Raw genomic sequence first — 15,287 nt, 5'->3', positions numbered from 1 at the left:
GGGGAAGGAATCTCCGGGGAAGAATCAGGACAGGGAAACGGAAGCGACGAGCAGGACAGTGATCTCGCCCAGCTGCTGCAGGGCGCCGATCGTGTCACCGGTGTGGCCGCCAATCTGGTTGAGGCAGAGCGCGCGCAAGGCGCTGAACACGAGAGCGAGCAGGATCAGTGCGGCAAAGGCGCCGCCGAGCCCCAGAGTCAGAAGCGGGATGGCCCCGAGCACGGCGCCGAGAACAGCTGTCTGGGTCGAGACGGTCCCGGCGCCGGCAGACAGGCCGTCACTGCGCGCCGCCGGCGCCAGATGCATGAACGCGCCGAGCAGGCCTCGCGAGGCGGCATGGGCGGCGATCAGCGCGAAGAGAACGCTTGTCGGATCGGCCAGTTGCGACAGCGCGCTCCAGCGAATGAGCATCGACAGGCCAAGCGCCGAAGCGCCATAGGCGCCGATACGGCTGTCGCGCATGATCTCGAGTTTTTTATCGCGCGTCTTGCCGCCGCCAAAGCCATCTGCGACATCCGACAGCCCATCCTCATGCAGGCAGCCGGTGGCGAGCAGGGTTGCTGCAAGCGCAAGTGCGGCCGCCGGCCCAGCGGCGAGACCGAGCTTTACCCCGATGGCGTAGACGACGGCGCCGACCAAAGCGACCGCGAGGCCGGCGGCAGGCGCCGCCCAGATCGCATCGGCCAGGCTGCGGCCACGAAAGTCGAAGACCGGCAGCGGCAGCCGGGTGAAGAAGACGAGGCAAAGCGCGACGTCGTCGAGCGCTTGCCGGGGTGAGGGCACGGCGGTCATGCACTCCTCGCAATGGCGTGGAAGAAGGTGCCGCTGACAAGGCCGCGGCGATAGCCGGAGGCGCCGAGCGGATTGCCCTGGCCATCGGCTAGGTCGGCCAGCGGCTCGTCATTGCCGGTGGCGATCATCTGCGCATAGTGGAATTCATGGCCACGGATCAGCGCGCCTTGCGGCCCCAGCGGACAGGCGGCGCGCAGGCGTGCCTCGCGGTAGCCGAGGTTCATCTTGCGCTTGGCAAAGCTGGTAGAATGGCCGAGCAGGCCAAGCATGGCGTGCGTCTCGCCGGCCGCGTCCTCCAGCGCTTCGCCCAGCACCATGAAGCCGCCGCACTCGCCATGGATGGGTTTGGTCTCGGCAAACCTTGCCATGCCAGCTCGGAAATTGGTCGCCGCCGCGAGGCGGCCGGCGTGAAGCTCGGGATAGCCGCCGGGCAGCCAGCAGACATCGCAATCCTGCGCCGGTGCTTCGTCGGCGAGCGGCGAGAACGGCACGATCTCGGCGCCGGCCTGACGCCAGTGGGCGGCGACGTGCGGATAGAGGAAGGTGAAAGCGGCATCTTCGGCGAGTGCGATGCGCTGGCCGGGCGGCTGCAAGGCATTTTCGAAACTGCCCGGTGACGGCGAAAACGGCGCGGCCAGCGCCATGATGGCGTCAAGGTCGAGGGATTTCTCGACCATGTCGGCGAGGCGGTCGAGATGCGTCATCAGGTCGGCATATTCGCCGGCTTGGACGAGGCCGAGATGGCGCTCCGGCAAATTGAGCGTGGGATCGCGCAGGATGGCGCCGACGACCGGCAGGCCGAGCGCTTCGATAGCCTCGCTGCACAGCTTGCGGTGGCGCTCGCTGCCGAGGCGGTTGAGCACGATTCCGGCCATGCGCACATCGGGATCATAGGTGGCAAAGCCCTTGGCGACGGCGGCCGCCGTCGTCGACTGTCCCGAGACGTCGAGCACCAAAAGCACCGGCAGGTGGTAGAGCCGCGCCAGATCGGCGGCCGAGCCGGTGCGGCCTTGTCCGGCCGGGATGCCGTCGAACAGGCCCATGGCGCTTTCGAGGAAGATAAAATCGGCGTCCTCGGTGGCATTGCCGGCCAACGCGTTGAGCAGGTCAGGCGACATCGCCCAGCTGTCCAGGTTGACGCCGGACAGGCCAGTGGCGGCGGTATGAAAACCCGGATCGATATAGTCGGGGCCGGACTTGGCGCCGCGCACCTTGATGCCGCGCCGGGCGAGCGCGCGCAAAATGCCGATGGTGACGCTGGTCTTGCCGGAGCCGGAACGCGGCGCGCCGATGATGATGGCGCGGGTCATGCGTTACCCGCCAGTGCTGCGCGCATGGCGACGATGCCGCCGACGACAATGAGGGCCGGCGAGGCCAATTCCGCCGCGGCGGCCGCTTCGGAAATGGTGGCGAGTGTCGCGACGACGGTCCGCTCCTGCGGTGTCGTCGCCGAAACGATGACAGCCGCCGGCGTCGACGGCGCCAGCCCGCCTTCGAGCAGCGACGCGGCGATAACAGGCAGATTGGCCATGCCCATATAGATGACCACCGGCTGGCCGGTGCGGGCGATCGCGCCCCAGTCGAGATCGTCATCTGTGCCGGCGGCATGACCTGTCGCCAGGATGATCGCCTTGTTGATGCCGCGCATGGTTGCGGGAATGCCGGTGGCGGCCAGCGCGCTCAGCCCCGATGTCAGGCCGGGCAGGACGCGGAACGGGATTTTTTCGCGCGCCAGCGCCAGCGCCTCTTCGCCGCCACGGCCGAAAATATAGGGATCGCCACCCTTCAGCCTGATGACGCGGCGGCCATCGCGCGCCAGCCGCACCAGCAGAGCGGTGATGTCGTCCTGCTTCATCGACGGCTTGCCGCCGCGCTTTCCCGCAAAGAACAGTTCGGCCTTTTCCGCGACAGCGACGACGTCGGGCGAGACCAGCGCGTCGTAGACCAGCGCATCTGCCTCGGCTAAAGCCGCCAGCACTTCCAGCGTCAGGCAGCCGGGATCGCCGGGGCCGGCGCCGGCCAGCCAGACATGGCCCGGCTCAAGCCGGCGCGGCTTGAAGTTCAGCCGGGCAAGGGCCTGTTCGAGCGTGGTGTTTTCGCTTTTACCGCTCACAATCCGTCCCGTCCCCGGAAACGCCGCTGATAGTGGGCGTCGTACAATGAACTCTCGTCAAAACCTTCCGCTGCCAGCGAGCGGCCGACGAAGATGATCGCCGTGCGCTCCATCGGGTCGGCGGCGAGCAGTGCCTCGATCGTGGCGAGCGTGCCGGTCAGCACGCGCTCGTCCGGCCATGAAGCGCGAAAGACGATCGCCACCGGGCAATCGCCGCCATAATGCGGCGACAATTCGGCGACGACTCGGTCGATGGCGTGGATGGCGAGATGAATGGCCAGCGTCGCGCCGGTGCGGCCGAAGCCGGCCAGCGTTTCGCCCGGCGGCATTTTCGAGGCGCGGCCGGAGACGCGGGTCAACACCAGGCTTTGCGCCACCTCGGGAATGGTCAGTTCGCGGCGAAGGGCTGCGGCTGCGGCGGCGAAAGAGGGAACGCCCGGCGTCAGCGTGTAAGGAATGCCGTGTTTTTCCAGCCGGCGGATCTGCTCGGCCACGGCGCTCCACACCGAGAGGTCGCCGGAATGCAGGCGGGCGACATCGTGGCCGGCCTGGTGGGCTGTCACATATTCGACCTCGATTTCGTCGAGTGACATCGGCGCCGTATCGATCAGTTTGGTCCCCGGTGCGCAGTGTTGCAGCAATTCCGGCGCGACGATCGAGCCGGCATGCAGACAGACCGGGCAGCTTGCCAGCAGCTTGGCGCCGCGCAGTGTGATGAGGTCGGCGGCACCGGGACCGGCGCCGATGAAATGCACGGTCATGGCGCGTCTCCGCTGATGGCGATGGCGCAGGTGACCGGGCCGAGCACGGTGCGTGGACCAAGCAGCTTTGCACCGGGGCCGGCAACGGCAAGGGCGGAGGCTTCTGAGACGGAGGGTGTGCCGGCGAGGTCCTGCGAGAGATCGGATTTGCTGAGTGCCTCCGACGAGACGGCCTGAAGTGCTGCGTCATCAACGATGATGACGGGAAGGTGAAGCGTGCGGCCAGCGGCAGAGATCGCTTCTTCGTCTTTCTTGAGCGCCGCGGTCGCCAAGGCCGACAGCGCCGTTATCGCCAGCCCGTGCGCTTCGAGGGCGGTTTCGATCGCCGCGAGCACGTCTTCGACGCTCACGCCCTTCCGGCTGCCGATGCCCGCCACCATCATGGCTTCACCCAGCTCCACTGGGTGACCGGCATGGCCGGGCGCCAGGCCTGCATCGAACCGACAGGAGAAGCGCGGGAAATCGTGATGCGGGTAAGGTCGCCGCCGCGCTTGATGTGCTCCGCGAGAAGCAGCGCCTCCATCTCCAGCGTCACCGCATTAGCAACGAGACGGCCACGGGATGGCAGCACCTTGATGGCGGCGTTCAGTACGCCGGCGTCGCTGCCACCCCCGCCGATGAAGATCGCATCCGGCGTGTCCAGCCCGGCCAGTGCCTTGGGCGCCGACCCTTCCACCACGACAAGACCGGGCACGCCGCAATGCGCGGCGTTGCGGATGATGCGGGCGGCGCGGTCGCTGTTGGCCTCGATGGCGATAGCGCGCATCGAGGGGTGAGCGAGCATCCATTCGATGCCGATGGAGCCGGAACCGGCGCCGATGTCCCACAGCGATTCGCCACGCCTCGGCGCCAGCACCGCAAGCGTCATGGCGCGGATGTCGTGCTTGGTGATCTGGCCGTCGTGCTCGAACAGATGGTCGGCGCGGCCAACGGTCAGCGGCAGGATGCGGGCCTCTTGTGTCGATTCAAGCTCAAGCGCCAGCACGTTGAGCGGATTGATGTCTCTGAGATCGAAAGCGTCGGCACGTGCCGAGCGAAGCTTCTCGTTCGGTCCGCCCAGCGCTTCCAGAACGGTCAGCCGCGAACCGCCGAAGTCGAGCTCTACGAGCAGGCGCGCTATTGTCGCTGGTGCGTCGCCGTCCGATGTCAGCGCCAGGATGCGCGCCCTGGGATGCAGCAGCGGCCGGATCAGGTCGAGCGGCCTTCCATGCAGCGAGATCGTCTCGATGTCCTGCAACGCCCAGCCGAGCCGGGCGGCAGCCAGCGAAATCGCCGATGGCGCGGGGATGACATGCATCTCTTCAGGCTTGACCTTGCGGGCAAGGGTGGCGCCGACCCCGTGGAAGAATGGATCACCGGAGGCGAGCACGCAGACGCGCCGGCCGGCCAGCGCCAGCACGTCTGCCATGCCGGCATCGAATGGCACCGGCCATGGGCGCTGCTCACCCTTGATGAGCGAAGCCACCAGCGCCAGATGCCGCTTGCCGCCGAAGACGGTCTCGGCGTCAGCGATCTGCCGCTTGGCCTCGTCGCCGAGACTCGCTAAACCGTCCTCGCCGATGCCGACGATTGTAAGCCATTTTGGCGTGGGCTGTTTTTTTGACATGTCGCGCCGCCCCTCATTCGCCTGCCGGCACCTTCTCCCCGTGTAGTGACGGGGAGAAGGGAGACGCTCCGGCGCTGACGCCTCCCTCTCCCCGTTCTTCAGGGGGAGAGGGTAGGGGTGAGGGGCAGCGCCGACGCTGTTCAACATGGTGCTCATGAAGAAGATTCTGATCCTTGGCGGCACGACAGAAGCGCGCCAATTGGCCGGAAAACTGGTGGAAGATTTCCTCGTCACTCTGTCGCTGGCCGGCCGTACCGAAAGCCCGGTCGCGCAAGGCGTGCCGGTGCGCAGCGGCGGCTTTGGCGGCGCCGACGGGCTGGCGGCCTATCTCAAGGAGACGCGAACCGATCTGCTGATCGACGCGACGCATCCCTATGCCGCGCGAATTTCCGCCAATGCGGCGCAAGCCGCGCAAATGACCGGCGTGCCGATCCTTGCTTTGCGCCGCCCTGGCTGGGAGCCAATAGATGGCGACCGCTGGACGCAGGTCGATACGACAGGCGATGCGGTGCACGCGCTTGGATCGCCGCCGCGCCGTGCCTTCCTGGCGCTCGGCCGGCAGGAGGTCGCGGCTTTCGAGGCGGCGCCGCAGCATCATTACCTTGTCCGCAGCGTCGATCCGGTCGAGCCGAAACTGGCGGTGCCTGATGCGACCTACCTGCTGGCGCGTGGGCCGTTTCGCGAGGCGGATGAACGCGCGCTGCTCGAGGAGCACCGCATCGATGTCGTCGTATCCAAGAACAGCGGCGGCGAGGCCACCTACGGCAAGATCGCGGCGGCGCGGGCGCTCGGTATCGAGGTGGTGATGGTGCGCAGGCCCATCCTGCCGGAGGTGCCGTCGGCCGAAACTGTCGAAGCATTGGCCGCGATGATCGATCATGGTCTCGACCCCGTCGCGGAACGCGGTGTGTAGACCAGCGCCGGTTTGTCACCGCGCTTGATGATTCTTGTCTCCGGCGAGCCGATGATGATGCAGGTCGCCATGTCGGCCCTTTCCGCCTCGACATCGGCCAACAGAAAAACCTCGATGCGCTCGTCCGGGCGGCCGGCGGCGCGGCCGAAGATGACCGGCGTGGTGCCGGGCAGGATGGCGCGCAGGCATTCGAAGGCACGGCCGAGCTGCCAAGGGCGCGCCTTGCTGATCGGATTGTAGAGCGCGATGACGAAGCCGGCGCCGGCGGCAGCGAGCAGGCGCAGTTCGATCAGCTCCCACGGTTTGAGATTGTCGGATAGCGAGATGGCGCAGAAATCATGGCCGAGCGGGGCGCCGATGCGGGCGGCGACAGCCAGCATCGCAGTGATGCCCGGCACGACGGCGACATCGACCGCGCGCCACTCGGCCGGACCGGCCTCGATCGCCTCACAGACCGCGGCGGCCATGGCAAAGACGCCGGGATCGCCGCCGGAAACGACGGCGACGTCATGGCCCTCGGCGGCCTTGACCAGCGCGTCCTTGGAGCGGGCGAGTTCCTCGCGATTATCCGAGGCGACGCGGGTCTGGTCCGGGCGCAGCTCCAGCCGGTCGAGATAAGGCTTGTAGCCATAGAAGAACTTTGCCTCGGCGACGGCGCGGCTGGCTTGCGGCGTCACTTGATCGGCATTGCCGGGCCCAAGGCCGATGACGGTGAGGCGGCCGCTCATGGCTTGGCTCCCATGACGCCAGGCCGGCCGGACCAGCCGGCAACCAGCACGATGGCGAAATAGGGCGCCTTGTCGTCCGGCTTGTCGGCAAGCCTCATCGTGATGCTGCCGGCCATGGTGCCGCGCTCGACATAGACGGCGCGGGCGAGCTTGCCGGTGGCCTCCAGCGCCCGCCTGATCTTGGGCAGGTTGCGGCCGACCTTCATGATGACGGCGGCATCGGTGTCGGCGAGACGGCGTGTCAGTTCGAATTCGCTCATCGTGCCGGGCAAAACCGTCAGCACATCGTCGCCCTGGACGATCGGCACGCCGGTCTGCGACCAGCAGCCCGACATGGCGGTGACGCCGGGGATGACTTCGGTCGGGAAGCGATGGGCGAGGCGGACATGCAGGTGCATGTAGGAGCCGTAGAACAGCGGGTCGCCTTCGGAGAGCACGGCGACCATGCGGCCGGCTTCGAGGTGTTCGGCGACCTTCTCGGCCGACTCCTCGTAGAAATCGGTGATCTGCGAACGGTAGTCGTCGTGATCCTTGTCGATCTCGGTGGTGACGGGATAGAGAAGCGGCAGTTCCAGCATATCCGGCCGGAAACGCGCCTCGACGATGGCGCGCGCGTTGCTGTTGTTGCCGCGCTTGGCGAAATAGGCAACGACATCGGCCTCGGCCAGGACGCGCGCGGCTTTCAGCGTCAAGAGTTCGGGATCGCCGGGACCGGTGCCGACGCCGACGAGGCGGCCTTTTGCCAGATCTTCTTTGACAGCTGCGTTCACAGGCCGGGCCTCGCCAGCGAATTGAGCGCGGCTGCAGTCATGGCGCTGCCGCCAAGCCTGCCGCGCACGATGGCGTAGGGCACGCCGTAGGAGTTTTCAGCCAGCGCATCCTTGGATTCGGCGGCACCGACGAAGCCGACCGGCATGCCGATGATGGCGGCCGGTTTCGGCGCGCCATCGCGCAGCTTTTCCAGGAGATAGAAGAGCGCTGTCGGCGCATTGCCGATGGCCACGACCGAACCGGCCATGCGTTCGCCCCAGAGGTCGATCGCGGCGGCCGAGCGGGTGTTGCCGATCTGCTTGGCGATGTCGTGCGTGCGCGGGTCGCGCAAGGTGCAGATCACCTCATTGCCGGCCGGCAGCCTGGCGCGGGTGACGCCATGCGAGACCATTTCGGCATCGCAGAAGATCGGTGCGCCGGCCGCCAAAGCGCTGCGGGCGGCGGCGACGAAATCGCTGGAGAAGACAAAATGACTTGATGCTTCGACCTGGCCGCAGGCATGGATCATGCGGATGGCGACGTCGGCTTCCGCCTCGGAGAACCGGGACAGGTCGGCCTCGGCGCGGATGATGGCGAAGGAACGTTCATAGATCGCGTTGCCGTCATGGATGTAGTCGTAGGCGGCCATGCTCATTTCCGTTGTTCAATTTGTCGGTAAGCCTTGGCGATTGCCGCCGGCCCGAGCCTTGTCAGGCAGGCGGCGGCGGTTTCACCTGGATATTGAGCGCTGCGGACCATCGCTGCGACGCGACCGATGCCGCGCGCGGCGTCATAGCCCGGCCTGTAGCCCGCAGGAAGGGCCTTTGCCGTCGCGTTCACGACAAGTCCGGCTCCGTTTTCGCCGCCGACGATTGTTAGCGCGGCAGAGCCGGGGTGAGCGCAGCCCTTGGCGCAGCCGGAAATGTGCAGTGTGAAGTCGAGGATATCAGCGTTTTCGGCGGCGATTGTCTCGGCGATGTCGCGCGTGGCGATGCGGCCGGAGGCACACGCAGGGGTGCCGGGGCAGGCGGCGATGCGGGTGCGCGGGTCGGCGGCGGTGGTGACGAAGCCGAGCGCGGTGGCGGTGGCTTGCAGGAGGTGGTTTGCGGACGATGGTTGGCCGAGGAAAAGCAAGGCGCGGCCGGGGGCGAGGCGGATTTCGGCGACGCCGAGGGACAGGGCGCTTTGGGCGAGGGCGATGAGTTTTTCGGCCGGCATGCTGCCATAAGGGAGGGCTATGCCGAGAGCGGTGGTGTCGTTGGATAAGGGGAAAAGACCGATAGGCCGGCGATCCTGCACACCCCCCTCCGTCCTGCCGGACATCTCCCCCTCAAGGGGGGAGATCGGCAGCTTCGACGCCGGCTTTTCCTTAACAACACCGGAGATTAGTGAAATCATCGGTGAAAGCGTAATCTCCCCCCTTGAGGGGGAGATGTCCGGCAGGACAGAGGGGGGCGCCTCGCGCAAACTTGTCAAACATAGCCAATCGGCAAGAGATGCCAATTGCCTCTCAGACAAATCCTTTGCATGGGCGTCGCGGCCCTTCTCTGCAACCATTCGAAGAGCAGCGACAGTGATATCGCGCGCTGCATCGTCCCCAACCGTCGCAAGCAGTCTCGCGCTTTGGCCGTCAACAGCGACAGATACAGTCCACAGAACGCTAGCGCCGTCCCGCACCGCCTTCAGCCTGACATCGGCCGTCACCCCATCCATCGTCAGCTGCCCGCCGCCATCGACAACCACCGAAACCTTCGGCCCTAGCCTTGGCGTCAGCTCAGCTTCCTCGACCGCAGCCCTGACCCGCTCAGCCAAAGCTCGCGGATCGGCAATCTCCCGCGGATCGATGCCGGCCAGCGGCCCGGTCTCGACCGGCACGCCGGTGCGCACGGCGATGCCCAGCGCATCCACCTCCGCCGCCAGCAGCCCAGCACTTTCCGCTGTCAGGCCGCGTATCTGCAGGTTGCCTCGTGCGGTCACTTCCATGATGCCGTTGCCGTGCCGCAGGGCGGATTCGGCGAGTCGGATCAAAAGCTTGGGCGAAAGACCTCCAGCTACAGGATTAAGCCGCACCAGCAGGCCATCGCCGGTCTGCATCGGCGCCGAGAGAGCCGGACAGGCGCCGCGGCGCGAGAAGGCGTTCATGCCGCGACCCCGAGCGCCTCGGCCTCGGCGATCAACGCCGCGAGATCGTCGTCGATCGCGTTGCGCAAGGGATGCCAGAGACCGCGCCGGCGCGCCGACAGGAAGCGTTCGGCGATGACTTTGGCTGCGGCCGGGTTTTCGCGCAGGATGAAGGCGCGGACATCGGGATCACCGACATAGGCATCATGCACGGCCTCGATCAGCGCGCCTGAAATGGCGTGCGTGGTTTCAGCGAAGCCGATGAGGCGGTCGACCGTTTCGGCGAATTCGGAGGCGCCGCGCGGGCCGTGCCGCATCTGGCCGGCGATGAAACGCGCATTGACGGCTCGCGCCCGCACAACCCGCGACACAGCCTCGCCGACCGAGCGCGGCTTCGGCTTGTGCGGGTCGGTGGTGTCGAGCACGATGACGTCGGCATTTCGGCCGAGCGTCGCAAGTGCAGCCGAAAAGCCGCCGATGAAGGCGACGTCGGCGGAGCCCTCGAGAATGTCGCGGCCGGGATCGTCGCCGGTGTGGACGAGCAGATCGGCCTCGGCGATGCGGGTCTCGAAAGCGCCGGGGGAGGCAATGCCTTCGCCCTCGGCGCCGCCATAGGCATGCGATGTCGCATCGAGATAGGCGCGGCCGATTTCTTCGCGCCCGACCCAGTCGCCGCTGGACAGCAGGTCCTCGACGCCGGCGCCGTAGGTGCCGGGCGAGGTGCCGAAGATGCGCGGGCCGATCTTGCCATCGGCACGGGTTCTGGCGGCGAGCGGGTTTTCCGAATCGTCCTCGTCGCGCGCGGCAACGGCGTTGGCGGCGGCGTCGATCAGCGCGATCTGGGTCGGGAACATGTCGCGGAACAGACCCGAAATCCGCCAGGTGACATCGACGCGCGGGCGACCGAGCGTGGCCGGCGGCAGCACTTCGATGCCGGTGATGCGGCCGGTGGCCGAATCCCATTGCGGCCGGCAGCCCATCAGCGCCAGGCCTTGCGCGATCTCCTCGCCGCCGGTGCGCAGCGAGGCCGAGCCCCAGAGGTCGATGACCAGCGAGCGCGGCCAGTCGCCATGCGACTGCATATAGCCGCGCACGACTTCTTCTGCCGCCGCCTTTCCCAGATCGTAGGCGGTCGGCGTCGGCATGGTGCGCGGGTCGGAGGTGAACAGGTTGCGGCCGGTGGGCAGCACGTCGGAGCGGCCACGCGCCGGTGCGCCCGCCGGACCCGCCTTGATGTGACGGCCGTCGAGCGCGGCAAGAAGTGCTGCCTTCTCGGCTTCGGCACTTTGCCGGCGCACGGCGTCGGGTTCGTCGTCGGGCGCGCGGCCGTAAATGTGCAGGCCGTCCTTGATGGCGAAATCCTTGAGGTCGCAGAGCCAGGCGTCGATGCGGCGCAGCGCCTCGTCGGGCGCATCGGTTCCGGCGACGCCGGCTTCGGAGGCGAAGCCGGTCTTTTGCGCCGTGTCGACGATCAGTTTTGCCAGGCGGTCGCGGCGACGGCGGTCGAGGCCGTCGGCCTGGGCATATTCGTCGACGAGGCGTTCGAGCTTGTGCTGCCCTTCGTCAAGGCCGGCACCGGTCAGCGGCGGCGGCAGATGGCCAAGCGTCACGGCCGCTATGCGCCGCTTGGCTTGCGCGGCCTCGCCGGGATTGGAGACGATGAAGGGATAGATGACGGGCAGCGAGCCGGTGACGATCTCGGGGAAGCAGTTTTGTGAGAGCGCTACCGTCTTGCCGGGCAGCCATTCCAGCGTGCCATGGGCGCCGACATGGATGAGAGCATGGATGCGGAGCGATTTGCGCAGCCACAGGCCGAAGGCCAGCAGATCGTGGCGCGGCGGCAGCGTCGGGTCGTGGTAATCGGCGCGCCGGTCGGCCGAGCGGCCACGGTCGGGGGCGAGAGCGACAGTGATGTTGCCGAAGGTGGCGGCGCGGAAGGGGAAGCCGCTCTTACCCTCCCCCTTGTGGGGAGGGTGGCCCGCAGGGCCGGGTGGGGGTGGTGCACCGCTACCCCCCCCCCCCCCCCCCCCCCCCCCCCCNGGGGGGGGGGGGGGGGTGGTGCACCGCTACCCCCACCCCGTTTCGCGCCATCCGCTTCGCGAATGTCGCGAACCGACCCTCCCCACAAGGGGGAGGGTGAAGGGGCGCCCCATGCCGCCTCGACTGCAGCCAGTGCGTCAGCCGGCAAATCCTTTGAGAAGTCCAGATACTCCTCCAACCCCAGCCCATCGCCTCTCCGCTCCAACGCGTCCAGCAACTCACGCGGCGTTTGCGGAATCCCTTCAACCCGATAGCCCTGCTCCTTCAGGTCATGCAGCATGGCCAGCACGCTGGACGGCACGTCCAGACCCACGGCGTAACCGGTGCGGCCGGGCGCGCTCGGATAGTCCGGAATGAGGATCGCCAACTTACGCGTCGCGCGGGGCGTCTGCTGCAACCGTGTGAACGCCGCTAGCCTGTCCGCCACTTGCGCCGCGCGATCCGGTTCCGGCCGGTTGGCGAAGGCGCGGTGGCCGAGCGCCGGGTCGGTCTCGCTCTCGCCCTTGAAGGAAATCGCGCCGGCGAGGATGCGGCCGTCGAGTTCGGGCAGCACGACATGCATTGCGAGGTCGGCGGGCACCAGGCCGCGCTGGTTGTTGTCCCAGACGTCGCGGCGGGTGGTGGCGACGATGACCTGGAAGACAGGCACGCCGGCGCGGTCGAAGAGCGTTTCGACGCCGGGTTCGGCGCCGGAAGCGAAGGCGGTTGCGGTGATGATGGCGGTGGGCTTGAGCGTGGCCAGCGCGGTTCCGACGAAGGCCAGGGAGGTCGGGTCTTTGAGGCTGGAGACGAAGATCGGGATCGGTCTCATGCCGCGCTGGCGGAGTGCATCAAAGAGGGCATCGATTGGCGCGACATCGGCGGCCAGCAGCATCGAGCGGTAGAAGAGGATGGGGATGATGGGAGAGTTGATGTTGTCTGCGCCGAGTTCCCGCCCACCCCCCTCTGTCCTGCCGGACATCTCCCCCGCAAGGGGGGGGATTGTGCTCTCATAAATGTTTTCGCCAATCGCAGACCTTGCGGAGATCTCCAAAGGAGCAGGAGAGGAGCCGCCTTTGGTGACGGCTGATCTCCCCCCTTGCGGGGGAGATGTCCGGCAGGACAGAGGGGGGTGTGAAGGAACGCCGACATTGGCCAAATCCAACTTGCCCACCACGCCGCCACCTGGCTCGTAGTAACCAGCTTTCGGCACGCTAACCGGGTCAGCCGAAGCCGCATCCCGTCCCGCCAGCCCCGCCAATCTTTGCATCAGCGCTGTCATATTCTCCGGCCCGCCCTCGCGGAAATAGCCCAGCAGGCCGTCCAGCTCCGCGCGGGGCAGCGTCGAGGCTTCGATCAGCCTGAGATCCTCGTCGTGGCTCTCGCCCGGCAGCAGCCCCAGCTTGATGCCGTGCGCGCGGGCAGTCGCGGCAAGCTGGTCGCAGCCGTAGCGCCACCAGTCATAGCCGCCGAGGATGCGCACCAAAATCACCTTGGCGTGGCGGGCGACGCTGTCGATCCAGAGGTCCACGGACATGGGATGGCGCAGGTCGCGCAGCGCCGCCAGCCGCATTGACGGCAGGCGGACGGCATCGGCCTTCCAGGCCGCCGCGAGGCCGGCGAGGTCGCTGTCGGTGAAGGACAGCGCCACGATATCCGCCGGCGTCTGCCCGAGATCGACGGGCTCGGCGAGATCGTCGAGCGAGGCGGAGGTCGTGGTGAGTATGTGCATCGCGGCTCGTGCCTGAGATCAGCCGGCGAGTATACGCTCGATCGCCGGGCGGTTCAGCCCCTTCAGGCCAATGACGACGAGACGCGAGCGGCGATCGTCTTCGGTCGTCCAGGCGCGGTCATAATAATGGTTGACGCGTCGGCCGACGGCCTGCAGCAAAAGCCGCATCGGCTTGCCGCCGACATCGACGAAGCCTTTCACGCGCAGAACATTCTCTTCCTCGGCCACCGTAGCGACGCGCCTGGCCAGTTCGTCCGGATTGGTGATCGAGGGGATGTCGACGATGAAGGTGTCGAAATCGTCATGCTCATGATCGAAAGCGCCGTCGTGATGCGACTTGCGGTTCTCGATGTCGTCTTCGACGGCGAGACCGAGGCCAAGCAGCACCGACGGGTCGACCTTGCCATACGCAGTCGGCACGATTTTTACCGCGCGAGCGGAATGCTCATTGATGATGGCGTTGGCGCGGGCCGAACCGGCTGAATCCATCAAATCGCTTTTCGACAGGATGATCAAATCGGCGCAGGCGATCTGGTCCTCGAAGACTTCTTCGACCGGATCGTCGTGGTCGAGCGTTTCGTCCTGAGCGCGCTGTGCCTGCAACGCGTCCATGTCGTTGGCGACGCGGCCTTCGGCCAGCGCCGGGCCGTCGACCACGGCGATGACGCCATCGACGGTCACCCGGCTCTTCACGCTTGGCCACTGGAACGCCTGGACCAGCGGCTTGGGCAGAGCGAGGCCCGAGGTCTCGATCAGGATGTGGTCGACCCTCGGTGTCAGCGCGAGGATCTTGTCGAGGGCGGGCACGAAATCGTCGGCGACTGTACAGCAGATGCAGCCATTGGCCAGTTCGACGATGTTTTCCTCGGGGCAGGTGTCGATGCCGCAGCCTTTCAGGATTTCCCCGTCGATGCCGATGTCGCCGAACTCGTTGACGATGATGGCGATGCGCTTGCCGCCGGCATTTTCCAGGAGATGGCGGACCAGCGTCGTCTTGCCGGCGCCGAGGAAGCCTGTAACGACAGTGCAGGGAACACGGGAGAGGTTGGCGGCCGGGTTTGAAGCGTTCATCGTCAGTCCTTCAGCATGTCGAGGGGTGGGATGCGGGCAACGAGGCCGCGCTTGAGGCTATCGGGCCGGCCGCGCCACGGGATGAGGCCGTCGGCCGAAGTCGCGAAGAGCTTTGCGCCGGTAACGAGGTCGGCGCCGCTGGTTGCGGTCAGATCGCCGAAGACATAGCTCCAGCAGCCGTCGCGCAGGATGGCGGCGCTGAGCCTGCGCTTGCAATTGCCGAGGCATTCGACGGTGCGGACGCGGATGTTGTCATCCGCTGCGGCGAGGCGCGTGTCGTCGGCCAGAAGTTCGCCGGCGCGAGGATGTGCGTCGGAGCCGGTTTCATCGCGGCACGAAGCGCACACGATGACGGTCACGCCAGTCAACGCGTCGCTATCGGCGGACGAAACATCCGCTGTGCCAGCCGAAAAAGTGCTGTTCTGGTCCAAAAACCGGGCTCCTTGCCCGGAAACCCGCCAGGCGATCGGATACTTTGTCTCAGACGGCAGGTCTCCTGGCTCGCGGGTCATCGCCTTGGTTAGCCGCCTTCCCGGTGTTACCCAGTGGCTTTCGGCCTTGGCTCTTCGCTTACAGTTGCGGGGACAGCCGCGGATTTGGGATTTTTTCGTCCCGCACCGCATTCCCTCTTGGCCCTTGCCGTTGCGGGCAGGGGACCGTCTGGAGCGGATTTAGGCTTTT

At 66.9% G+C, this 15,287-nt stretch carries 13 protein-coding genes, 1 pseudogene and 1 riboswitch; of the genes and pseudogenes, 1 reads left to right on the top strand and 13 read right to left on the bottom strand.

All coding sequences use genetic code 11. The features are described from left to right. Positions 1 to 24 precede the first annotated feature (24 nt). The 6 genes from cobS to X727_RS157265 are packed head-to-tail and all read right to left on the bottom strand — an operon-like array spanning position 25 to position 5,272. Complete coding sequence (gene cobS / locus X727_RS157240) at positions 25 to 792, bottom strand: adenosylcobinamide-GDP ribazoletransferase (protein ID WP_031194701.1); 768 nt, start codon at positions 790 to 792, stop codon at positions 25 to 27. Continuing rightward, complete coding sequence (locus X727_RS157245) at positions 789 to 2,102, bottom strand: cobyrinate a,c-diamide synthase (RefSeq protein ID WP_023739152.1); 1,314 nt, start codon at positions 2,100 to 2,102, stop codon at positions 789 to 791. Before X727_RS157245 ends, cobS begins: the two co-directional genes overlap by 4 nt. After that, positions 2,099 to 2,905: a uroporphyrinogen-III C-methyltransferase gene (gene cobA / locus X727_RS157250; RefSeq protein ID WP_023670838.1), complete on the bottom strand. Its 807-nt coding sequence runs from the start codon at positions 2,903 to 2,905 to the stop codon at positions 2,099 to 2,101. The genes X727_RS157245 and cobA overlap by 4 nt, the downstream gene beginning before the upstream one ends. Further along, complete coding sequence (cobM, locus tag X727_RS157255; protein WP_023670837.1) at positions 2,902 to 3,666, bottom strand: precorrin-4 C(11)-methyltransferase; 765 nt, start codon at positions 3,664 to 3,666, stop codon at positions 2,902 to 2,904. Before cobM ends, cobA begins: the two co-directional genes overlap by 4 nt. Further along, the gene (locus tag X727_RS157260) at positions 3,663 to 4,049 is read right to left on the bottom strand and encodes a cobalamin biosynthesis protein (RefSeq protein ID WP_023712695.1); all 387 of its coding nucleotides are present in this window, start codon (positions 4,047 to 4,049) and stop codon (positions 3,663 to 3,665) included. The genes cobM and X727_RS157260 overlap by 4 nt, the downstream gene beginning before the upstream one ends. Then, the gene (locus X727_RS157265) at positions 4,046 to 5,272 is read right to left on the bottom strand and encodes a bifunctional cobalt-precorrin-7 (C(5))-methyltransferase/cobalt-precorrin-6B (C(15))-methyltransferase (RefSeq protein ID WP_023833869.1); all 1,227 of its coding nucleotides are present in this window, start codon (positions 5,270 to 5,272) and stop codon (positions 4,046 to 4,048) included. The genes X727_RS157260 and X727_RS157265 overlap by 4 nt, the downstream gene beginning before the upstream one ends. Positions 5,273 to 5,426: 154 nt before the next feature. Here X727_RS157265 and X727_RS157270 point away from each other — a divergent pair, with 154 nt between their 5' ends. After that, on the top strand, positions 5,427 to 6,185 hold the full coding sequence (locus tag X727_RS157270) for a cobalt-precorrin-6A reductase (RefSeq protein ID WP_032885524.1): 759 nt from the start codon (positions 5,427 to 5,429) through the stop codon (positions 6,183 to 6,185). Here the strand turns inward: X727_RS157270 and X727_RS157275 are convergent. From X727_RS157275 to X727_RS157300, 7 genes and pseudogenes are all read right to left on the bottom strand, one after another. Continuing rightward, a complete protein-coding gene (locus tag X727_RS157275; protein ID WP_023685186.1) occupies positions 6,149 to 6,913 on the bottom strand; it encodes a precorrin-3B C(17)-methyltransferase in 765 nt (254 codons plus the stop codon). The two genes, X727_RS157270 and X727_RS157275, sit on opposite strands and share 37 nt — an antisense overlap. After that, the gene (locus X727_RS157280) at positions 6,910 to 7,683 is read right to left on the bottom strand and encodes a precorrin-2 C(20)-methyltransferase (protein WP_031197313.1); all 774 of its coding nucleotides are present in this window, start codon (positions 7,681 to 7,683) and stop codon (positions 6,910 to 6,912) included. The genes X727_RS157275 and X727_RS157280 overlap by 4 nt, the downstream gene beginning before the upstream one ends. Further along, positions 7,680 to 8,312: a precorrin-8X methylmutase gene (locus X727_RS157285; protein WP_023746866.1), complete on the bottom strand. Its 633-nt coding sequence runs from the start codon at positions 8,310 to 8,312 to the stop codon at positions 7,680 to 7,682. Before X727_RS157285 ends, X727_RS157280 begins: the two co-directional genes overlap by 4 nt. A gap of 2 nt (positions 8,313 to 8,314) precedes the next feature. Further along, positions 8,315 to 9,805, bottom strand: a complete 1,491-nt coding sequence (gene cobG, locus X727_RS157290) for a precorrin-3B synthase (RefSeq protein WP_023833868.1) — start codon at positions 9,803 to 9,805, stop codon at positions 8,315 to 8,317. Further along, a pseudogene (cobN, locus tag X727_RS1000000168890) lies at positions 9,802 to 13,535 on the bottom strand (cobaltochelatase subunit CobN). Before cobN ends, cobG begins: the two are co-directional and overlap by 4 nt. 18 nt (positions 13,536 to 13,553) lie before the next feature. After that, positions 13,554 to 14,606 carry a cobalamin biosynthesis protein CobW gene (gene cobW, locus X727_RS157295; RefSeq protein ID WP_023833867.1) on the bottom strand — a complete coding sequence of 351 codons (1,053 nt, stop codon included), beginning with the start codon at positions 14,604 to 14,606 and terminating at the stop codon, positions 13,554 to 13,556. Between the two features lie 2 nt (positions 14,607 to 14,608). After that, positions 14,609 to 15,037, bottom strand: a complete 429-nt coding sequence (locus tag X727_RS157300) for a DUF1636 family protein (protein ID WP_023833866.1) — start codon at positions 15,035 to 15,037, stop codon at positions 14,609 to 14,611. A 37-nt stretch (positions 15,038 to 15,074) separates the two neighbouring features. Continuing rightward, positions 15,075 to 15,282, bottom strand: a riboswitch (cobalamin riboswitch). Between the last annotated feature and the right edge of the window lie 5 nt (positions 15,283 to 15,287).

The organism is Mesorhizobium sp. L103C105A0 (assembly GCF_000502215.1).
Lineage (GTDB): Bacteria > Pseudomonadota > Alphaproteobacteria > Rhizobiales > Rhizobiaceae > Mesorhizobium.
Note: the sequence above shows the minus strand (reverse complement) of the source record. Positions and strands in the feature narration are given on the sequence as shown.

Excerpts from the sequence above, each read along its gene's own strand:
- cobS (WP_031194701.1), bottom strand. The coding sequence starts at position 792 with ATGACCGCCGTGCCCTCACCCCGGCAAGCGCTCGACGACGTCGCGCTT.
- X727_RS157245 (WP_023739152.1), bottom strand. The coding sequence starts at position 2,102 with ATGACCCGCGCCATCATCATCGGCGCGCCGCGTTCCGGCTCCGGCAAG.
- cobM (WP_023670837.1), bottom strand. The coding sequence starts at position 3,666 with ATGACCGTGCATTTCATCGGCGCCGGTCCCGGTGCCGCCGACCTCATC.
- X727_RS157260 (WP_023712695.1), bottom strand. The coding sequence starts at position 4,049 with ATGATGGTGGCGGGCATCGGCAGCCGGAAGGGCGTGAGCGTCGAAGAC.
- X727_RS157265 (WP_023833869.1), bottom strand. The coding sequence starts at position 5,272 with ATGTCAAAAAAACAGCCCACGCCAAAATGGCTTACAATCGTCGGCATC.
- X727_RS157270 (WP_032885524.1), top strand. The coding sequence starts at position 5,427 with ATGAAGAAGATTCTGATCCTTGGCGGCACGACAGAAGCGCGCCAATTG.
- X727_RS157275 (WP_023685186.1), bottom strand. The coding sequence starts at position 6,913 with ATGAGCGGCCGCCTCACCGTCATCGGCCTTGGGCCCGGCAATGCCGAT.
- X727_RS157285 (WP_023746866.1), bottom strand. The coding sequence starts at position 8,312 with ATGGCCGCCTACGACTACATCCATGACGGCAACGCGATCTATGAACGT.
- cobG (WP_023833868.1), bottom strand. The coding sequence starts at position 9,805 with ATGAACGCCTTCTCGCGCCGCGGCGCCTGTCCGGCTCTCTCGGCGCCG.
- cobW (WP_023833867.1), bottom strand. The coding sequence starts at position 14,606 with ATGAACGCTTCAAACCCGGCCGCCAACCTCTCCCGTGTTCCCTGCACT.